Consider the following 15,080-nt stretch of genomic DNA (forward strand, 5'->3'; position numbering starts at 1 on the left):
CTCAAGGGAAATGGCAGTATCTGGCGGTTGTGCTAGATCTTTTTGCCCGCCGTGTTGTGGGCTGGGCGTTGTCGGGAAAGCCGGATGCCGACTTGGTCATCAAGGCCTTGGACATGGCTTACGAGCAGCGAGGGAAGCCTCAAGGATTGCTATTCCACTCCGATCAAGGCTCGCAATATGGAAGCCGGAGTTTTCGCCAGCGCCTTTGGCGATATCGCATGCGTCAGAGCATGAGCCGGCGAGGAAATTGTTGGGATAATGCGCCGATGGAGCGGGTGTTCAGGAGCCTGAAAACCGAGTGGATACCGACCATGGGCTACACGACGGTCCAACAAGCTCAGCGGGATATCAGCCATTTTTTGATGCACCGGTACAACTGGATTCGACCGCACCAATTTAATGGTGGGCTGCCACCGGCTCAGGCTGAGAAAAAACTTAACGTCGTGTCCGGGATCAGTTGACCACTACACTCTTGCACGTCCACAGTTGAATGAACGGATGGCGAGTGGTTGGCGCGCCCACCCAATGACTCAGGGCGGAACACTGGCCATCAACACACAGCTGGTAATCACCAGCCTCCGGTGTTCGCCCCAGGCGCAAGGGTTGCAAGGGTGGCACTAGGCGCCGGTAGTGCCAACTGCCATTTTCCAGTCGCGCGTCGTCTGGAACCTCCATCCCTGCGCCGTTACCGCGTACACGTGCTTCTTCCAGCACTAGCCCTTGCTCGGTCACGCGGTAGTCTTCCTCCCAGCGGATCTTTTCAATGGTGTGATCCCAGGCCAGCGTGAAGTGGGAAATCGACAGCTGGGCCCACACCACACCCGTCAGGCCCAGGCACACGCCGATCATGGGAGGGCTGGCTCGGCACGACGGGACCGCCAGATATGCTGGAATATCACCACGATCCCCAGCGCGAAGCCCAATTCATCGGTCAGCGGTAACGCCACCACCAGCAAGGCCCCAGCAACCACACACAGCAATCGCTCCCATAAGGGCATTTTGCGCTGCAAATACCCGGTGGACGCCATTCCCCAGAGCCCGACCGCCAACAGGGTCTTGATCAGCATGTACGCGGTCATCCACAAATTACCACCTTGCAGCATCAATGCCGGGTTGTAGACCGCCATAAACGGTATGACAAACCCCGCCAGGGCAATTCGCACCGCCCACAGGCTGATCTTGAACCCGGTCTCTTTAGCGATGGGGGCCGCGGCAAAGCAGGCGAGGGCGACCGGGGGCGTCAGGTCGGCGAGGATGCCGAAATAAAATACGAACATGTGCGACACAATCAACGGCACGCCCAATTCCAAGAGGGCAGGCGCTGCGATCGAGCTGGTGATGATGTAGTTGGGAATGGTGGGAATCCCCATGCCCAGCACCAGGCACGTAATCATCGTCAGGATCAGCGAAAGCAGTAGGTTATCTCGGCCGATCGCCAAGATATACCCCGCAAACGTCGAAGCGACGCCCGTCAGTGAAACCACGCCGATAATGATGCCCACCAAGGCGCACGCGATGCCAACCGGTACAGCATGGCGTGCACCTTCTACCAGCGCGTGCAGGCAAATGGTCAGGGTTTCGTGCCCGCCCTTGATGAACCCACAGACCGCCACCAGCACTGCAATCACGGCAAAGATCACGCCGATTCCCAGTTGGAAAAAACCGGTACAGAGGATGCCCAGCGCTATCCAGAAGGCGCAGCGCAAGCCAAAGCTTTGTACTCTCAGGATGATCGCCGAGCCGAGAATCACGATAGCCGTGAGTGCCAGTCCGACCATGCCGGAAAACAACGGCGTACGCCCTGAAAACAGCAAGTAGACCAATACCAGCAGTGGGATCAGCAGGTACCAGTTCTCCTTCACAGCGTTCAACGCACTGGGGCATTGATCCTTGGGCAACCCCTTGAGGTTGGAGCGCTTGGCTTCCAGGTGGACCATCCAGAAGACCGAACCGAAATACAGGATGGCGGGGATCAATGCCGCTTTGGCGATCTCCACAAACGGTACGTTGATGGTTTCGGCCATGATGAAGGCGACGGCGCCCATGACCGGCGGCATCAGTTGACTGCCCATGCTGGCGGTCGCTTCCACCCCGCCGGCAAAGGCAGCCCGGTAACCAAAGCGCTTCATCAGCGGGATGGTGAATTGCCCTGTGGTCACCACGTTGGCGATCCCCGAGCCGGTAATAGTGCCCATCAGCGCCGATGAGGCCACGGCGACTTTGGCCGGCCCACCCAGTTTGTGGCCGAACAGGCCCATCGCAAAGTCGGTGAACAGTTTGATCATGCCTGCCTGTTCGAGGAATGCGCCGAACAGGATAAACAGGAAGATGTAGGTCGCCGAAACATAGGTGGGCGTGCCGTACAGCCCTTCGGTGCCAAAAGACAGTTGGTTGATGATTTGGTCGAAGCCATAACCTCGATGGGCCAGTTCACCCGGTAGATACTCGCCAAACAAACCATACGCCAGGAACAACCCGCATATGATCGGCAGGGCAATGCCCATCACCCGTCGCGCGGCTTCGAACACCAGCACCACCAGCACAATGCCGATCACCGTGTCCGCGGTTGTCAGGTCCCCAGAGCGCTGGATCAGGTCAGCCTCGTACCACCATTGATAGAAGGCGGTGGCAATGGCTGCCAGGCTGAGAACCCAGGCCAATGGTTGCCAGGGGCGCTTGTTGCCATAGGCCGGATAGCTCAGGTAAACCACCCACAATAGAAAGCCGACGTGTATCGCGCGCAGTACCTGGCTTGAAAAGGGTGAAAACGCTGCCGTGACGATCTGAAAGATCGAAAATAACAACGCGACGTAAAACAGCGTTTTTGGCCAGTCTCGCGGGTTCGCAGAGATGCCGTGATGATCTTCACTCATTAGCTGCCTGCCTCACTGCATGGAAAAAGGGCGGACCGTTGGCGCAGCGATCGGGTGCCGCTGCGCCGTGCGTGGCTAGAGCGCGCCTTTTTCGGTGTAGTAGCGTTCGGCACCCGGATGAAGTGCAATCGGCAGGTTCTTGGTGGCGTTTTCCAGGGTGATGTCCTTGGCAGCCGAATGAGCGTTACCGAGGCGGGGGAGGTTTTCGAACAATAATTTTGTCATCTGGTAGGCCAGCTCATCGGGTACATCCGAGCGGGTCACCAGAATGTTGGTGATCGCAGCCGTCGGCACCGCGTCAGGTTGGCCATCATAGGTGTTGGCCGGAATCACCGCGCTGTGATAGGCCGCGTTGCCGATTTTCGCCAACACTTCCGGGGGGATCGCCACATAGTTCAGCGGCATCACCGATGACAAGTCGCGGATGGCGGCCATGCCCAGTCCGGAAGACTGCAGCGTGGCATCCAGTTGCCGGTTCTTGATGAGCTCAACTGACTCGGCAAAGGGCAGGTATTGCACCTTGCCCATGTCTGCGTAGGTCAGGCCCGCCGCCTTGAAAATCGCCCGTGCGTTCAACTCGGTACCCGATTTCGGCGCTCCGACTGAGATAGTCTTGCCTTTAAGGTCCGCCAGCGTCTTGATCCCCGACTCTTTGCTGGCCACGATTTGAATGTAGTTGGGGTACGCGCCGGCAATGGCGCGTAACTTGGTCAGTGGTGTATTGAAGCCTGCCTCCTCGACGCCGTTCTTGGCATCCGCCACCGAGTCACCCAGCGCCAGTGCCAACTCGCCTCGACCCGATTGTAGCAGGTTCAGGTTCTCCACGGAGGCCTTGGTGGCCTGAACCGAAGTCTTTACGCCGGGGATGCCTTCATTGTAGATCTGGGAGAGGCCGACCCCGATCGGGTAATACACCCCGCTGGTGCCGCCTGTCAGGATGTTAATGAATACCGGGGCTGCCTGTGTCGCGGTGGTGAGTGTCAGGGTTGCGGCGGCTGCCAGCAGGATGAAGCGGTTCTTTACTCGCATGGGAATCTCTCCGGCTTGTCTTGTTTTTATTCAGAGCGACTCAACTGTAGTTGATTGATCACCGCAGTGGCGAGCGGACAGTCATACTATGTATCAGAATGGCTGGGTGAGGGTGCCGAGCGAGCGGTTAGACGCGAGCCGGGGTTGTAGTGATCGGGTCACTGCCGGTTGGACCTGACCGTTTAACCCGTTAATCTGGTTATTACATTTTATTGAATATCAACAAGGGGAATCCGCTCGGGTGATCAAACCGATATTGCTGATACGTCGTCGTTTTGCCTCGATCCGATGGCGTACTCGAGTGACGCTCTGGGCTGCTGCTACCCTCGCAGGGTTGCTGGTTGTGATGTTCGCCCGGCTGGCTGACCTGGCGCTGATGCAGTTCGCCCAACAGGCCGCCGCCCGGCCGTGGCTGCCGTTTATCTACACGCCGCTGATCGGCATGTTTGTGGTGTGGATGACCTCGCGTTTTTTTACAGGGGCCCAAGGCAGCGGTATTCCCCAGGTGATCGCCGCCACACGGTTGGCCCACCAAGGCAAGCCTGTGCATACGTTGGTGTCATTGCGTCTGGCCTTCGCCAAGATAGGCCTCGGTACCCTGGCCCTGACCGGTGGCTTTTCAGCGGGGCGTGAAGGGCCTTCGGTGCAAGTCGCCGCTTCAATCATGCATTTCTTTCATCGTTACCTACCCAACGCACGCATCATTCGCCCTGAAGACCTCATCCTGGCCGGTGGCGCAGCGGGTATTGCCGCCGCCTTCAATACGCCTTTGGCCGGTGTGGCCTTTGCGGTAGAGGAGTTGGGGCGCAAGTTGGAAACCCGCACCAGCGGGGTGTTGCTCAGCACGATCATCTTGTCGGGGATGGTCGCGATTGCCTTGCAGGGCAACTACAACTATTTCGGGCACTTCGACGTACAAGAGGCCAATCTCGATATCGTTCTTCCGATACTGACGATTGGTATTGGCTGTGGCCTTATGGGGGGATTGTTCAGTCGGATGCTCCTGTGGCCACAGCGCTATCGCCGTTTTGTCGTCTGGGAATGGCGCCGCCTGCATCCAGTCTGGTTTGCAGGTGGCTGCGGCATGATCGTGTCGATTCTCGGTTGGCTCAGCGGTGGCATGTCCTTTGGCAGCGGTTACGGGATCACCTCCCAGATCATCGTGTCTGATGTCGGTTTGCCGTGGCACGCGCCGATTACGCGTTTTCTGGCGACCGTCGTGACTTATTTTTCCGGTATACCGGGCGGTATTTTTGCCCCCTCTTTGGCGGTAGGCGCTGCTGTCGGGGCCAATGTTGCTGAATACTTCGCCCTGGCGGCACAGCCCATCATTGCACTGTGCATGGTGGGGTTTCTGGCAGCAGTCACGCAATCGCCGATCACTTCTGCAATCATCGTGATGGAGATGATCGACAGCCATGGCATGGTCATCAGTCTGATGGCTGTTGCGCTGATTGCCAAAGCAGTCAGTGCCAGGATGGGCCCCGAGCTCTATCAGCAGTTGGCGCGTGGCTTTCTGCAATCGGACGGCAGTGGCGCCGCCGCGCAAAAAGCCAACACGTAGAGAGTGTCAGTGCAGCAGCGGTCGCGCCGCTGCGCTGAGCGTGTGCCGGTCATCTTCGAGTACAAGCGCAGTGTTCGCGTGCTTGAGCAGCCGTTCTGCGTGCCGGGTACAGGCACCCCTGAACATCGTCGGGTTTATCTGTGCCAAGCTTACAAGGGCCTTCATCATTCGCAGGTCGACCTCCACCAGGCCCGCGCCATCTCTGGCAATCGGTGCGAAGAAGTCATCGAACAGGTCATCCACGGTCAAACCGCTCAGGTAAACGTGTTGGCAGTCAGCGTCGATTTTCGCGGCGGGTTCTTTAGGTTTACCCCAACATGTCAGGCTTCTGACACCGCGCCCAATGACGTCAATGGCGGTGCCGGGGTCATTGACGGCCGGCGACAAGGCGCGGGAGGCGATCTCCGACAACACTGACAAGCCGAACCGGGGGTCGTGTTCGAACGTTCGACGCACGCCTATAGCCAGGGTAGCGATGATTTTTTCGTTGCTCGACGCCAGTTCTTCCCCGCGTGCCTTGTTCAAGCTGACGGTTCTTGCGAGCGGCATGCCGACATGCACAAAGCTTCCCGGCAGGACGTCCATAAATATCTGTATCTCGTCTGCTTTGGCGATCGCGCCTAACGCCTGAACGTCAATGTGCTGGACGTACCCCGTGTGGAGGCTTGTGATGATCAGCGCAGAACGGGGGATCACTGACTCGCAAGGGTAGGCGGCTGCCCCCAAATGCGGCCATTGGACTCGATTGTTAATGGCATCAATGGTTGCCTGCTCGACACGGTCAATGGTTTCTCCCACCCGGCCAAGCTTGGACAAATGATCGATCCAGCGCAAAAGGGTGTAGACAATCAGAATGACCACGGCGATGGTTACCGCGAATAGCAAAACCCTCCCTTTTGTACCGTAGGCGCCGGTACTCAGCGCAATGATCCCAACCAGGCTGAACAGGAATGAGCCGATAAAGGTGGCCAGGGCATTTTGTGTCGTGGTGTCTTCCATCACCAGTGTAGTGGCGCGCGGCGTCACGCCGCTGCTCGCTGCAGCGTAAGCGCTGACCATGGTACTTAACGAAAAGGTCGTCACCGCGAGCATACTTGAGGCAATGATGCCCAATATCTTATCGACGGCGTCGGCACCGATGCGGGCGGGCAACGACTCGGGAATGTAGTCCTTGAAGACAACGGCGAGTAACGCGGTCGCAATGCCCAGCAAGGAAAACAGACTCGCCCTGAACCACAGCCGTTTGGTCAATTGGTGTAGCACCCAGCGCCAGCGTGCGAGCATTTTTTATCCCTTCTGCAAATAACACGATGGAACCCACCGCAAGGATTCAGGGAAACGAAGGCGGTGAGTTGATTATCCTTAATGGAGTCTTCTGCCGGGCCAAGGGTTCATCCAGCGTCTTTGGTTGCTGCACAAGGAATGACTCGCTTGACCAATTTACCGATCGACATGCCTTGGATCAGGATAGAAAAAACGACCACCAGGTACGTCAGGGAAACCACGATATCGCGAGCTGCGCCTGGGGGCAGCGACAACGCCAATGCCACCGATATCCCGCCACGCAGGCCGCCCCAGGTCATCACACTCCAGGCACCTTCCGGTAGGCGGAAGCGTCTACCCAATACCGCAATGGGAACCCCTACAGTCAACAATCGTGATAACAACGTCAGCAATATGACCAGCAGGCCCGTGGTGAGCAATGGGTTGGAGAACTGGATCAGAACGACTTCCAAGCCGATCAATACAAACAGCACTGCGTTGAGTATTTCATCGATCAGTTCCCAGAACATGTCCAGGTTTTTTTCAGTCTGCTCGGACATGGCATGGGAGCGTCCTTGGTTACCCACAATCAGTCCCATCACCACCATCGCCAATGGGCCCGAAACATGGAACTGAGTGGCGACTGCATAGGCGCCGAGAACCGCGGCCAGGGTGATGAGCACCTCCTCCTGATAGCTATCGATACTCTTGAGCATTCTGTAAGTGATATAGCCCACGCAGGCGCCTAACAGGGCACCGCCCCCGGCTTCCTTCAGTAACAGCTGCGATGCGCCGCTAACCGACGGTGCCTCCCCGCTGGCAATCATTGCGACGATCAGCGAAAACAGCACGACACTCACACCGTCGTTGAACAGTGACTCACCGGAAATGACCAGCTCCACGCTATTTGGCGCGCCGGCAGATTTCAGAATACCCATCACGGCGATGGGGTCGGTGGGGGAGATCAGCGCGCCAAACACCAGGCAATAAGCTAACGGTAGCTGCAGTTCGGTAAGGGACAACAGCGCCCAGAGCCCAAAGCCGATGAACAATGTCGAGAGCGTTGTCCCTACCACGGCCAAGGATGCAACCTGCCATTTGTAGGCCCGCAGCTCCGACAGGTCCACATGCAACGCGCCAGCAAAGAGCAGCAATGACAACATGCCTTGCATCAGCAGTTCGGAAAAGTCGATGGACTCCACCAGCGATTGCTCAAGGGTATGCAAGGCATGAAAGCCCAGCGCATCGGATGCCATATTCAACAGTGACAGGCCCAAGGCAATGCCCATTACACCGATGGCGGATGGCAGGCCGACGTAGCGCCGATTGAGATAGGCGAGTACTGCTGTGATGCAAAGGAAGATCGCAATAATGTTCAGCATTGACCCGCTCCAAAAACACAGGATGAGGAAAGCACCCTAGGCAATGCAGATCGCAAATACCTCTGAGCGTTCAGAAATAACCGCCGCCTGCGCGGTGCATTCAGTGAATGCCGCGCCTGCCGGGAGTGTAAATATGACGGCCAGCCGTTACGCAGCATTTGTTGCCACTCATAGCGTAGATCAGACGTGGCGCTTGCTCCTCGTATCGGGATGTGATGTGGTGGGCGACACAGAAAGACCACTGCCCTTTGCGATGTAGGGCGCTCGCAAGTTTAATTCTTTTCAGCATTTCGAGGTTTCATGCAAATCGAGTTACAGGAGATTAGCGACCACCTCTACCGTTTCGCTCCATTTGATACGCTGCCAAAGGAATCGGTAGACGCCATCGCTCGGCGGGTAGAAGTGAGTTATTTCAAGGCCGGCAGTGACATCCTTGAAGCGGGCGCGATCATTCATGACTTGCACTATGTGCGTAGTGGTGCGGTGGAGATTTACCGGCGCAATGGCGAACTCTACAACCGACTTGTCGAAGGCGACCTCTTCGGTCAGGCCGGTTTGTTGCGCAGTAACAAGGTGCGTTTTCCCGCCAGAGCCTTGGAAGATAGCCTGATTTATTACATACCCGCCGACGTCTTCGCCGACCTGTGTGCGCAGCATGATGCGTTCGCCGACTTCGTTGAAGCTGAGGGGCACTCCAGGCTCAAGACTGCCGTTGAGGCGCAGGGGCGTGCGAGTGAGCTTATTCAGCTCAAATGCCGCGGCCTTATCTCTCGGCCTTTGGTATGGGTCACGTCGGATACCTGCGTTGGCGACGCAGCAAAAATCATGACAGAACAAAGCGTTTCTTGCGTGCTAGTGATGTCATCAGCGGGCTTGCAGGCGGCTCAAATCCAGGGAATCGTGACGGATCGGGACCTTCGCACACGCGTTGTCGCGGCCGGCCGAAACGCTGGCGAAACGGCTGCCCGAGACATCATGACGGCCGAGCCGGTAACGATAGGCGCCGACGACTCAGTGTTTGAAGCGATGCTGGTGATGTTGCGCCGTAATATTCACCATCTGCCGGTGGTCCACCATGGCCATCCGATCGGGCTGATCAACCTGTCGGATATCATCCGCTACGAGTCACACAGCAGTCTGTACCTGGTCAACAGAATCTCTAACCAGACGTCGGTCGACGGTCTGAAATCGCTTTTGCGTGACCTGCGCGGCACCTACATCCGCATGGTGCGTGACGGCGCGACGGCGCACATGATTGGTAGCGCGATTTCCGGCATTGGCCGTGCCTTTACCCAGCGTTTGCTGGAACTGGCAGAGAAAAAGCTGGGGCCACCTCCGGTGCCTTACTGCTTCATGGTGCTGGGTTCCATGGCGCGTGATGAGCAGTTATTGGTGACTGATCAGGATAATGCCCTGGTGCTCGACGACGGCTTCGATCCGCTCCAGCACGATGCTTACTTCCGAGCGTTGGCGACGTTTGTGAGTGATGGCCTGGCCGCGTGCGGTTACAGCTATTGCAAAGGCGGGATCATGGCGACGAACGACCAGTGGCGTCAGCCATTGAAGGTATGGCGAAGTTATTTTGATCAGTGGATCGAAAAGCCTAACCCGACGACGTTGCTCAATAGTTGTATTTTTTTCGACCTGGACGGCGTGTTTGGCCAAGTGGAACTGGTACAAGAGCTTAAGGTGCTGTGCGCTCGAAAATCCAGCGCACATCCTGTTTTTTTGAGTGCCATGGCTCGGATTGCGCTTAACCGGACGCCGCCATTGGGCTTTTTCCGTACTTTTGTCGTTGAGACAGACGGGCAGCACAAACGGATCATCAACCTCAAGGGTCGAGGCACCGCACCGCTGACGGACCTGATCCGCATCCATGCGCTCGCGTGTGGCAGTACCGCGCAGAATTCATTTGATCGCATGGATGCCATCGCGAAGAGCAACGTCATTCCGCCTGAAGCATTAAAGCAACTGCGATACGCGCTGGAGTTCCTGTCGATGGTGCGAATTCGACATCAGGTTGACGCACTGGAGCAGGGCGCTGCGCTGAATAATTACGTCGAACCGGAACGCTTTTCCAACAGTGAGCGACATAACCTGAAAGAGGCGTTTCAGGTTTTGAGTAATGGCCAGAATTTCTTAAGATTCCGCTATCCATCAAAGGGTCGCCTGCCGTCATGAAACACGTGAAAGCGCAGCCCGATCATAAAATGCTGGAGTGGTCTTCGAGGTTCGAGACCCTGGCAGACAATGCCGTTAACAGCCGCTTGCGACAGTTCTATCAAGCCGGCGCGGTCTCTGCACAGGCCTCCATTGACAGCGTGCAACTGCTGGCCATGGACGTGGAAACCACCGGCCTTGATGCACAAGCTGACAGCGTTGTGAGCATCGGGGTCATGCCGTTTACGCTGCAGCGCATTTATTGTGGGAACTCGCTTTACTGGGTAATAAAACCAGCGTCCGAGCTGAATGAAAAGTCGGTGACGTTTCATCACATAACCCATGCTGAAATTTCAGATGCGCCCACCTTTGAGCAGGTGCTGGCCCCATTGCTGGAGGCCATGGCAGGCAAGGTGATGGTGGTCCATTATCGGAATATTGAGCGGGCCTTTTTGGATCAGGCAGTGCGTAGGCATTTAGGGGAAGGGTTTGAGTTCCCGGTCATCGATACGATGCAGTTGGAAGCCCGACTGCACCGGCAAAAGCGCGGGTGGTTTGCCCGACTTATGGGGCGCTCACAACCGTCCATAAGGCTGGCAGATAGCCGAGCGCGCCTTGGCCTTCCGGCTTATCACGCGCACCATGCATTAACCGATGCCCTGGCAACCGCAGAACTGCTGCAGGCGCAGGTAGCGACTTATTACTCAGCGTCCACGCCTGTTGGCGAGTTATGGAACTGAGTCACCGCTTGATAGTGAAACGCTAACGCCTGTCCGACCGATATTCCTGTGCGCATTGACTCGCCAGCGGTACTCAGTACGGTGAATGCTTGTGACATCCTGGCTCAGGCATTGGCCGTAACCTGACCGAGGTGCGGGAGGAATAGCCCGCAAGCGCGGGCTGCCATTACCTCGGCCATTGAGCTTGCAAAAGACTGCCAGTCAAGCTCTCAGCGTGTCTCATGATCCGTTTGAGAGCCCTCATCGCGCCAGGCACACATCGCGTGTCCTGCGTCATTTTTTCAAACGACGAAGCGATTCACCATCCTATTAAGGTCAACCGCCAACTTTGACATTTCCCCGCACGCGCTGGCTGTTTGACTGGCGCCCGCAGAACTCTGCACGGCAAGCTCTCGAATGCTGACGAGATTACGATCAACTTCTCGGGCAACATGGGCCTGTTCTTCAGACGCCGTTGCGATCAACATATTTCGCTCATTAATCTGCGTAATGGCCTTGGCGATCTGATCGAGTGAACTGCTGGCCTCCTGTGCCACATCGAGGGATTGGGTTGCCAGCTCTTTACTTTTACTCATGGCTTCCACTGCTTCAGCTGAATCGCTCTGCATTGCAGAGATCATCTGTTCGATCTCTTGAGTGGAAGACTGCGTTCTGTGCGCCAACGCCCTGACCTCGTCAGCAACGACTGCAAAGCCGCGGCCTTGCTCACCAGCCCTGGCAGCTTCAATCGCTGCGTTCAACGCCAGAAGGTTAGTTTGCTCTGCGATTGCACGAATCACTTCGACGACTTTGTTGATGCTTTGAGCCCGCTGTGACAAAACCTGAATCTTGTCACTCGTGGCTTCAACATTGCCGCTGAGTTTTTCAATCGACTTCAACGTTTGAGAGACTCGCTCTAAACCGGTTTCAGTGAAGCCCTGGGTGCGACGCGACTCTTCCGAGGCCGACTCCGCATTACGGGCCACCTCATCAACCGCCGCACTCATCTCAGTTACCGCAGTGGCCGCTTGGTTGACTTCATCATTTTGGGAGATGAGACCTCGACTGGATTCCTCAGTGACCGCTGTCATTTCTTCTGCGGCTGAGGCCAGCTGTGTAGATGAGTCGCCGATTTGCATGATGGTTCGGCGAAGGTTTTCTTGCATCTGGGCCAGCGCTTTTAACAGGCGTCCGGCTTCATCCTTCCCGCTGACGTGCACTTCTTTGGAGAGATCACTGCCGGCGATGCGTTCTGCCACAGATAACGCTGCACCGATTGGGGTCGTAATGCTCTTGGTCAGAAGTATTGCCAACCCGACAGTCAGGACGACGACGACGGTAATAAGGCCAATGATTGTCCAGATGCCTTCGGAGTAAGTATTGGTTGCGTATTGCCCAGCCGCTGTGGCGCCGTCGTTGTTGAAGTCAGTCAGGGCTTTGATTTCACCCTCCATCCTATTCGTCAACGGCCGTATACCTGTACTCACGAGGTTGACGGCGGCAGGTATGTCACCGCGCGCCATCAACGGTTCGAGGATATCCAGTTGTTTGGCGTACGCATCGGCGGACGCTGTCACTACTTGATAAAGCGCGCGTTCGTCGTTACCCGTGATCAGAGGTTCATAATTTAGCACCGCATCCGCGAACGCCTTCCGGTAGCCTGGGAAGGACGCAACCGTCGATTGAACTGCTTGAGGGTCAGCAAGTGCACGCTGGGTTTCAAGTCTGAGCCGCATTGCGCCAACGTTCATCAACGCCGTTTGTCGGATACTTGGAAGCCAATTGTTTTCGACATCTTTTTCGGCGTCCTGCAGCTTGCCCATTTGCACAGCAGCGACCGCGCCGAGCACAAAGACCAATGCAATGATCGACGCGAAAAACAAGGAAGCTCGGGGTGCTACGTTGAGGTTTCTAAGGTTCATGCGAACTTCCTAACGCGAGGGAATGATCTAGGTAACCAGTCTATCGACCTGACGGTAATAAACTTAATCTGGCCTCTCGCTATAGGTGCTCTGCTCAGTCGTCTGCGGGCATCAGTCGATGCACTAAAGTGCTGCGCTACGTTTAAGTGTCTAATACCAAACGCTGCTGACAACCAGAACGTGAGCGTTCATGCATGCATGTACCAAGTTCTTACCGGGGTGGTTTTTTCTGTCGTTAATACCCGCCTGCTCAGACGGACGCCATCGCCCCGGGCGATGGCGTCACGGGTGTGTTTGCTGTGCGCTGACAGCGAAAGCCCTAAGTGCTAACGAGGCTCAGACATCAGTCCTTTCACGAGGGATATGCATCCCAGCATTAAAACGATTGCGAAAGGCAACCCTGTGGACACTGCCATTGCCTGCAGTGCTACAAGACCGCCGCCCAACAAGAGGGCAATCGCAATCACGCCCTCGATGACCGCCCAGAACACACGCTGAGGCACAGGCGCATCCACCTTGCCGCCGGCGGTGATCGTGTCGATTACCAAGGAGCCTGAGTCCGAGGAGGTAATAAAAAACACAATGACCAGAACGATGCCCAGGAAGGAGGTGATCTCTTTAAGCGGCAGCTCTCCCAGCATGGCGAACAACTTCAGCTCCAGCACAGCGTCCTTGACGCCCACCAGGCCCTGTAAAGTCGTTTGGTCAATGGCGGTTCCGCCGAACGTTGTCATCCACAGCACAGACACCACTGAGGGAACGAGCAAGACCGAGATCAGAAACTCTCTGACGGTGCGACCACGACTGACGCGCGCGATAAACATGCCTACAAACGGCGACCAACTGATCCACCACGCCCAGTAGAAGGCCGTCCAGCCCTGGGTGAATTGGGTGTCAGTGCGGCCGAATGGATTTGACAGTGCCGGCAGGTATTCAGCATACGTCACCAGGTTCTTGAAGAACCCTGTGAAGATGGCCAAGGTCGGTCCCACTGCGATGATAAACACCAGTAAGAGCAATGCGAGTCCCATATTGATCTGGGAAAGCATTTTGACGCCCTTGTCCAAACCGGCAAGGACTGACCACAGCGCGATCAAGGTAATGCCAACGATCAGCACGACTTTACTGAGGTTCGTCGATTGTATCCCGAAGAGGTATTCAATCCCCGCGGCAGCCTGTTCTGCACCAATGCCCAGAGAGGTTGCCAACCCGAATAGCGTGGCGAATACCGCCAGGATATCGATGATATGCCCCGGCCAGCCCCAAACGCGCTCACCCAACAGTGGATAGAAAATCGAGCGTATCGAAAGCGGTAAGCCCTTGTTGTAAGAAAACAACGCCAGGGACAACGCCACAATGGCATAGATCGCCCAGGGATGAAGTCCCCAGTGAAAGATCGTAGCGGCCATTGCCAAGTCGGCGGATGCTTTCATATCGCCTGCTGCACCGCCCAACGGCGCCCAGTCCGTGCGCACGCCGCTCGCATCGACTGTCACGCCTCCCATGGACGCCGCGTAATGCGACATGGGTTCGGCGACGCCATAAAACATCAAGCCGATGCCCATGCCCGCGGCAAACAGCATTGAAAACCATCCGACGTAGGAGTGATCGGGTTTGGCATCTCTGCCGCCCAAACGCACCTTCCCCAGCGGGGAGAAAATCAGCGCAATGCACAGCACCACAAAAACGTTCGCAATGCTCATGAAGAGCCAGGCGAGGTGGCTGGTTAACCAGTTCCGGATAGCGCTGAAGAGGGGTTCTACTTCATTCTGCAAGGCCAGTGTCAAAATCACAAACAGCAGGATGGTGGCCGCTGAAATGATGAAGACTTTGCCGTGGATATCGAGCGAGAACGAAAACTCTCCCTTGATATTGTCTTGACCAATAACATAGTCGGTGTCGATCAGATTGGCAGCTCCACTTGGAGCCGGAATACCGTCCTCACTGGCAATGTGAGGGGTGTTAGGCCGATCATCCGTAGGCTTTTCAACCATAAGAATCTCCTTGTTGTTGGCACGTCTTAACGTGTAGTTGTGATTATCCCCGCTGTTCCTATGGTAAAACGAGATATAAACGCCGTTATCCTAACAAGCTTTTAGAACAAAACCGCCAAAACCTGCCAATTGCATAGCCCTTCGATCGAATATGTCACCGCCACATGACGTCTT

11 protein-coding genes are annotated in these 15,080 nt (G+C 56.3%); 4 read left to right on the plus strand and 7 right to left on the minus strand.

The genetic code is table 11. The features are described from left to right. Nucleotides 1-461: IS3 family transposase (locus AACY52_RS20840; RefSeq protein WP_339560744.1), on the plus strand; the 461-nt coding region annotated here is incomplete at its 5' end. On the opposite strand, the gene AACY52_RS20845 is transcribed toward AACY52_RS20840, so the two are convergent. The 3 genes from AACY52_RS20845 to AACY52_RS20855 form a co-directional block, all read right to left on the minus strand. Next, nucleotides 454-849, minus strand: coding sequence for a DUF1850 domain-containing protein (locus AACY52_RS20845; protein WP_339560745.1), 396 nt, complete (start codon nt 847-849; stop codon nt 454-456). The genes AACY52_RS20840 and AACY52_RS20845 overlap by 8 nt on opposite strands. After that, complete coding sequence (locus tag AACY52_RS20850) at nt 846-2,873, minus strand: TRAP transporter permease (protein WP_339419414.1); 2,028 nt, start codon at nt 2,871-2,873, stop codon at nt 846-848. Before AACY52_RS20850 ends, AACY52_RS20845 begins: the two co-directional genes overlap by 4 nt. Before the next feature lie 75 nt (nt 2,874-2,948). Continuing rightward, on the minus strand, nt 2,949-3,902 hold the full coding sequence (locus AACY52_RS20855) for a TAXI family TRAP transporter solute-binding subunit (protein WP_339560746.1): 954 nt from the start codon (nt 3,900-3,902) through the stop codon (nt 2,949-2,951). Between the two features lie 241 nt (nt 3,903-4,143). On the opposite strand from AACY52_RS20855, the gene AACY52_RS20860 reads away from it, so the two are divergent. Next, on the plus strand, nt 4,144-5,466 hold the full coding sequence (locus AACY52_RS20860) for a chloride channel protein (RefSeq protein WP_339560747.1): 1,323 nt from the start codon (nt 4,144-4,146) through the stop codon (nt 5,464-5,466). Nucleotides 5,467-5,472: 6 nt separating this feature from the next. On the opposite strand, the gene AACY52_RS20865 is transcribed toward AACY52_RS20860, so the two are convergent. Together AACY52_RS20865 and AACY52_RS20870 are read right to left on the minus strand one after the other, a co-directional pair. Further along, complete coding sequence (locus tag AACY52_RS20865) at nt 5,473-6,750, minus strand: DUF2254 domain-containing protein (protein WP_339493486.1); 1,278 nt, start codon at nt 6,748-6,750, stop codon at nt 5,473-5,475. Between the two features lie 107 nt (nt 6,751-6,857). Beyond that, nucleotides 6,858-8,111, minus strand: coding sequence for a sodium:proton antiporter (locus AACY52_RS20870; RefSeq protein ID WP_339560748.1), 1,254 nt, complete (start codon nt 8,109-8,111; stop codon nt 6,858-6,860). A gap of 300 nt (nt 8,112-8,411) precedes the next feature. Between AACY52_RS20870 and AACY52_RS20875 the strand changes: the two genes are divergently transcribed. Then, nucleotides 8,412-10,292, plus strand: a complete 1,881-nt coding sequence (locus AACY52_RS20875) for a DUF294 nucleotidyltransferase-like domain-containing protein (RefSeq protein ID WP_339419404.1) — start codon at nt 8,412-8,414, stop codon at nt 10,290-10,292. Continuing rightward, nucleotides 10,289-11,011 (plus strand): 3'-5' exonuclease, encoded by a 723-nt coding sequence (locus AACY52_RS20880; protein ID WP_339425983.1) that lies wholly within the window; start codon nt 10,289-10,291, stop codon nt 11,009-11,011. Before AACY52_RS20875 ends, AACY52_RS20880 begins: the two co-directional genes overlap by 4 nt. A 281-nt stretch (nt 11,012-11,292) precedes the next feature. Here the strand turns inward: AACY52_RS20880 and AACY52_RS20885 are convergent, their stop codons facing one another. Both AACY52_RS20885 and AACY52_RS20890 read right to left on the minus strand, forming a co-directional pair. Next, the gene (locus tag AACY52_RS20885) at nt 11,293-12,912 is read right to left on the minus strand and encodes a methyl-accepting chemotaxis protein (protein WP_339436243.1); all 1,620 of its coding nucleotides are present in this window, start codon (nt 12,910-12,912) and stop codon (nt 11,293-11,295) included. A gap of 326 nt (nt 12,913-13,238) precedes the next feature. Beyond that, nucleotides 13,239-14,906 carry a BCCT family transporter gene (locus tag AACY52_RS20890; protein WP_339419398.1) on the minus strand — a complete coding sequence of 556 codons (1,668 nt, stop codon included), beginning with the start codon at nt 14,904-14,906 and terminating at the stop codon, nt 13,239-13,241. Nucleotides 14,907-15,080 lie beyond the last annotated feature (174 nt).

The organism is Pseudomonas sp. EA_65y_Pfl1_P113 (assembly GCF_963970525.1).
GTDB lineage: Bacteria > Pseudomonadota > Gammaproteobacteria > Pseudomonadales > Pseudomonadaceae > Aquipseudomonas > Aquipseudomonas tritici.

Excerpts from the sequence above, each read along its gene's own strand:
- AACY52_RS20845 (WP_339560745.1), bottom strand. The coding sequence starts at position 849 with ATGATCGGCGTGTGCCTGGGCCTGACGGGTGTGGTGTGGGCCCAGCTG.
- AACY52_RS20850 (WP_339419414.1), bottom strand. The coding sequence starts at position 2,873 with ATGAGTGAAGATCATCACGGCATCTCTGCGAACCCGCGAGACTGGCCA.
- AACY52_RS20855 (WP_339560746.1), bottom strand. The coding sequence starts at position 3,902 with ATGCGAGTAAAGAACCGCTTCATCCTGCTGGCAGCCGCCGCAACCCTG.
- AACY52_RS20865 (WP_339493486.1), bottom strand. The coding sequence starts at position 6,750 with ATGCTCGCACGCTGGCGCTGGGTGCTACACCAATTGACCAAACGGCTG.
- AACY52_RS20870 (WP_339560748.1), bottom strand. The coding sequence starts at position 8,111 with ATGCTGAACATTATTGCGATCTTCCTTTGCATCACAGCAGTACTCGCC.
- AACY52_RS20875 (WP_339419404.1), top strand. The coding sequence starts at position 8,412 with ATGCAAATCGAGTTACAGGAGATTAGCGACCACCTCTACCGTTTCGCT.
- AACY52_RS20880 (WP_339425983.1), top strand. The coding sequence starts at position 10,289 with ATGAAACACGTGAAAGCGCAGCCCGATCATAAAATGCTGGAGTGGTCT.
- AACY52_RS20885 (WP_339436243.1), bottom strand. The coding sequence starts at position 12,912 with ATGAACCTTAGAAACCTCAACGTAGCACCCCGAGCTTCCTTGTTTTTC.
- AACY52_RS20890 (WP_339419398.1), bottom strand. The coding sequence starts at position 14,906 with ATGGTTGAAAAGCCTACGGATGATCGGCCTAACACCCCTCACATTGCC.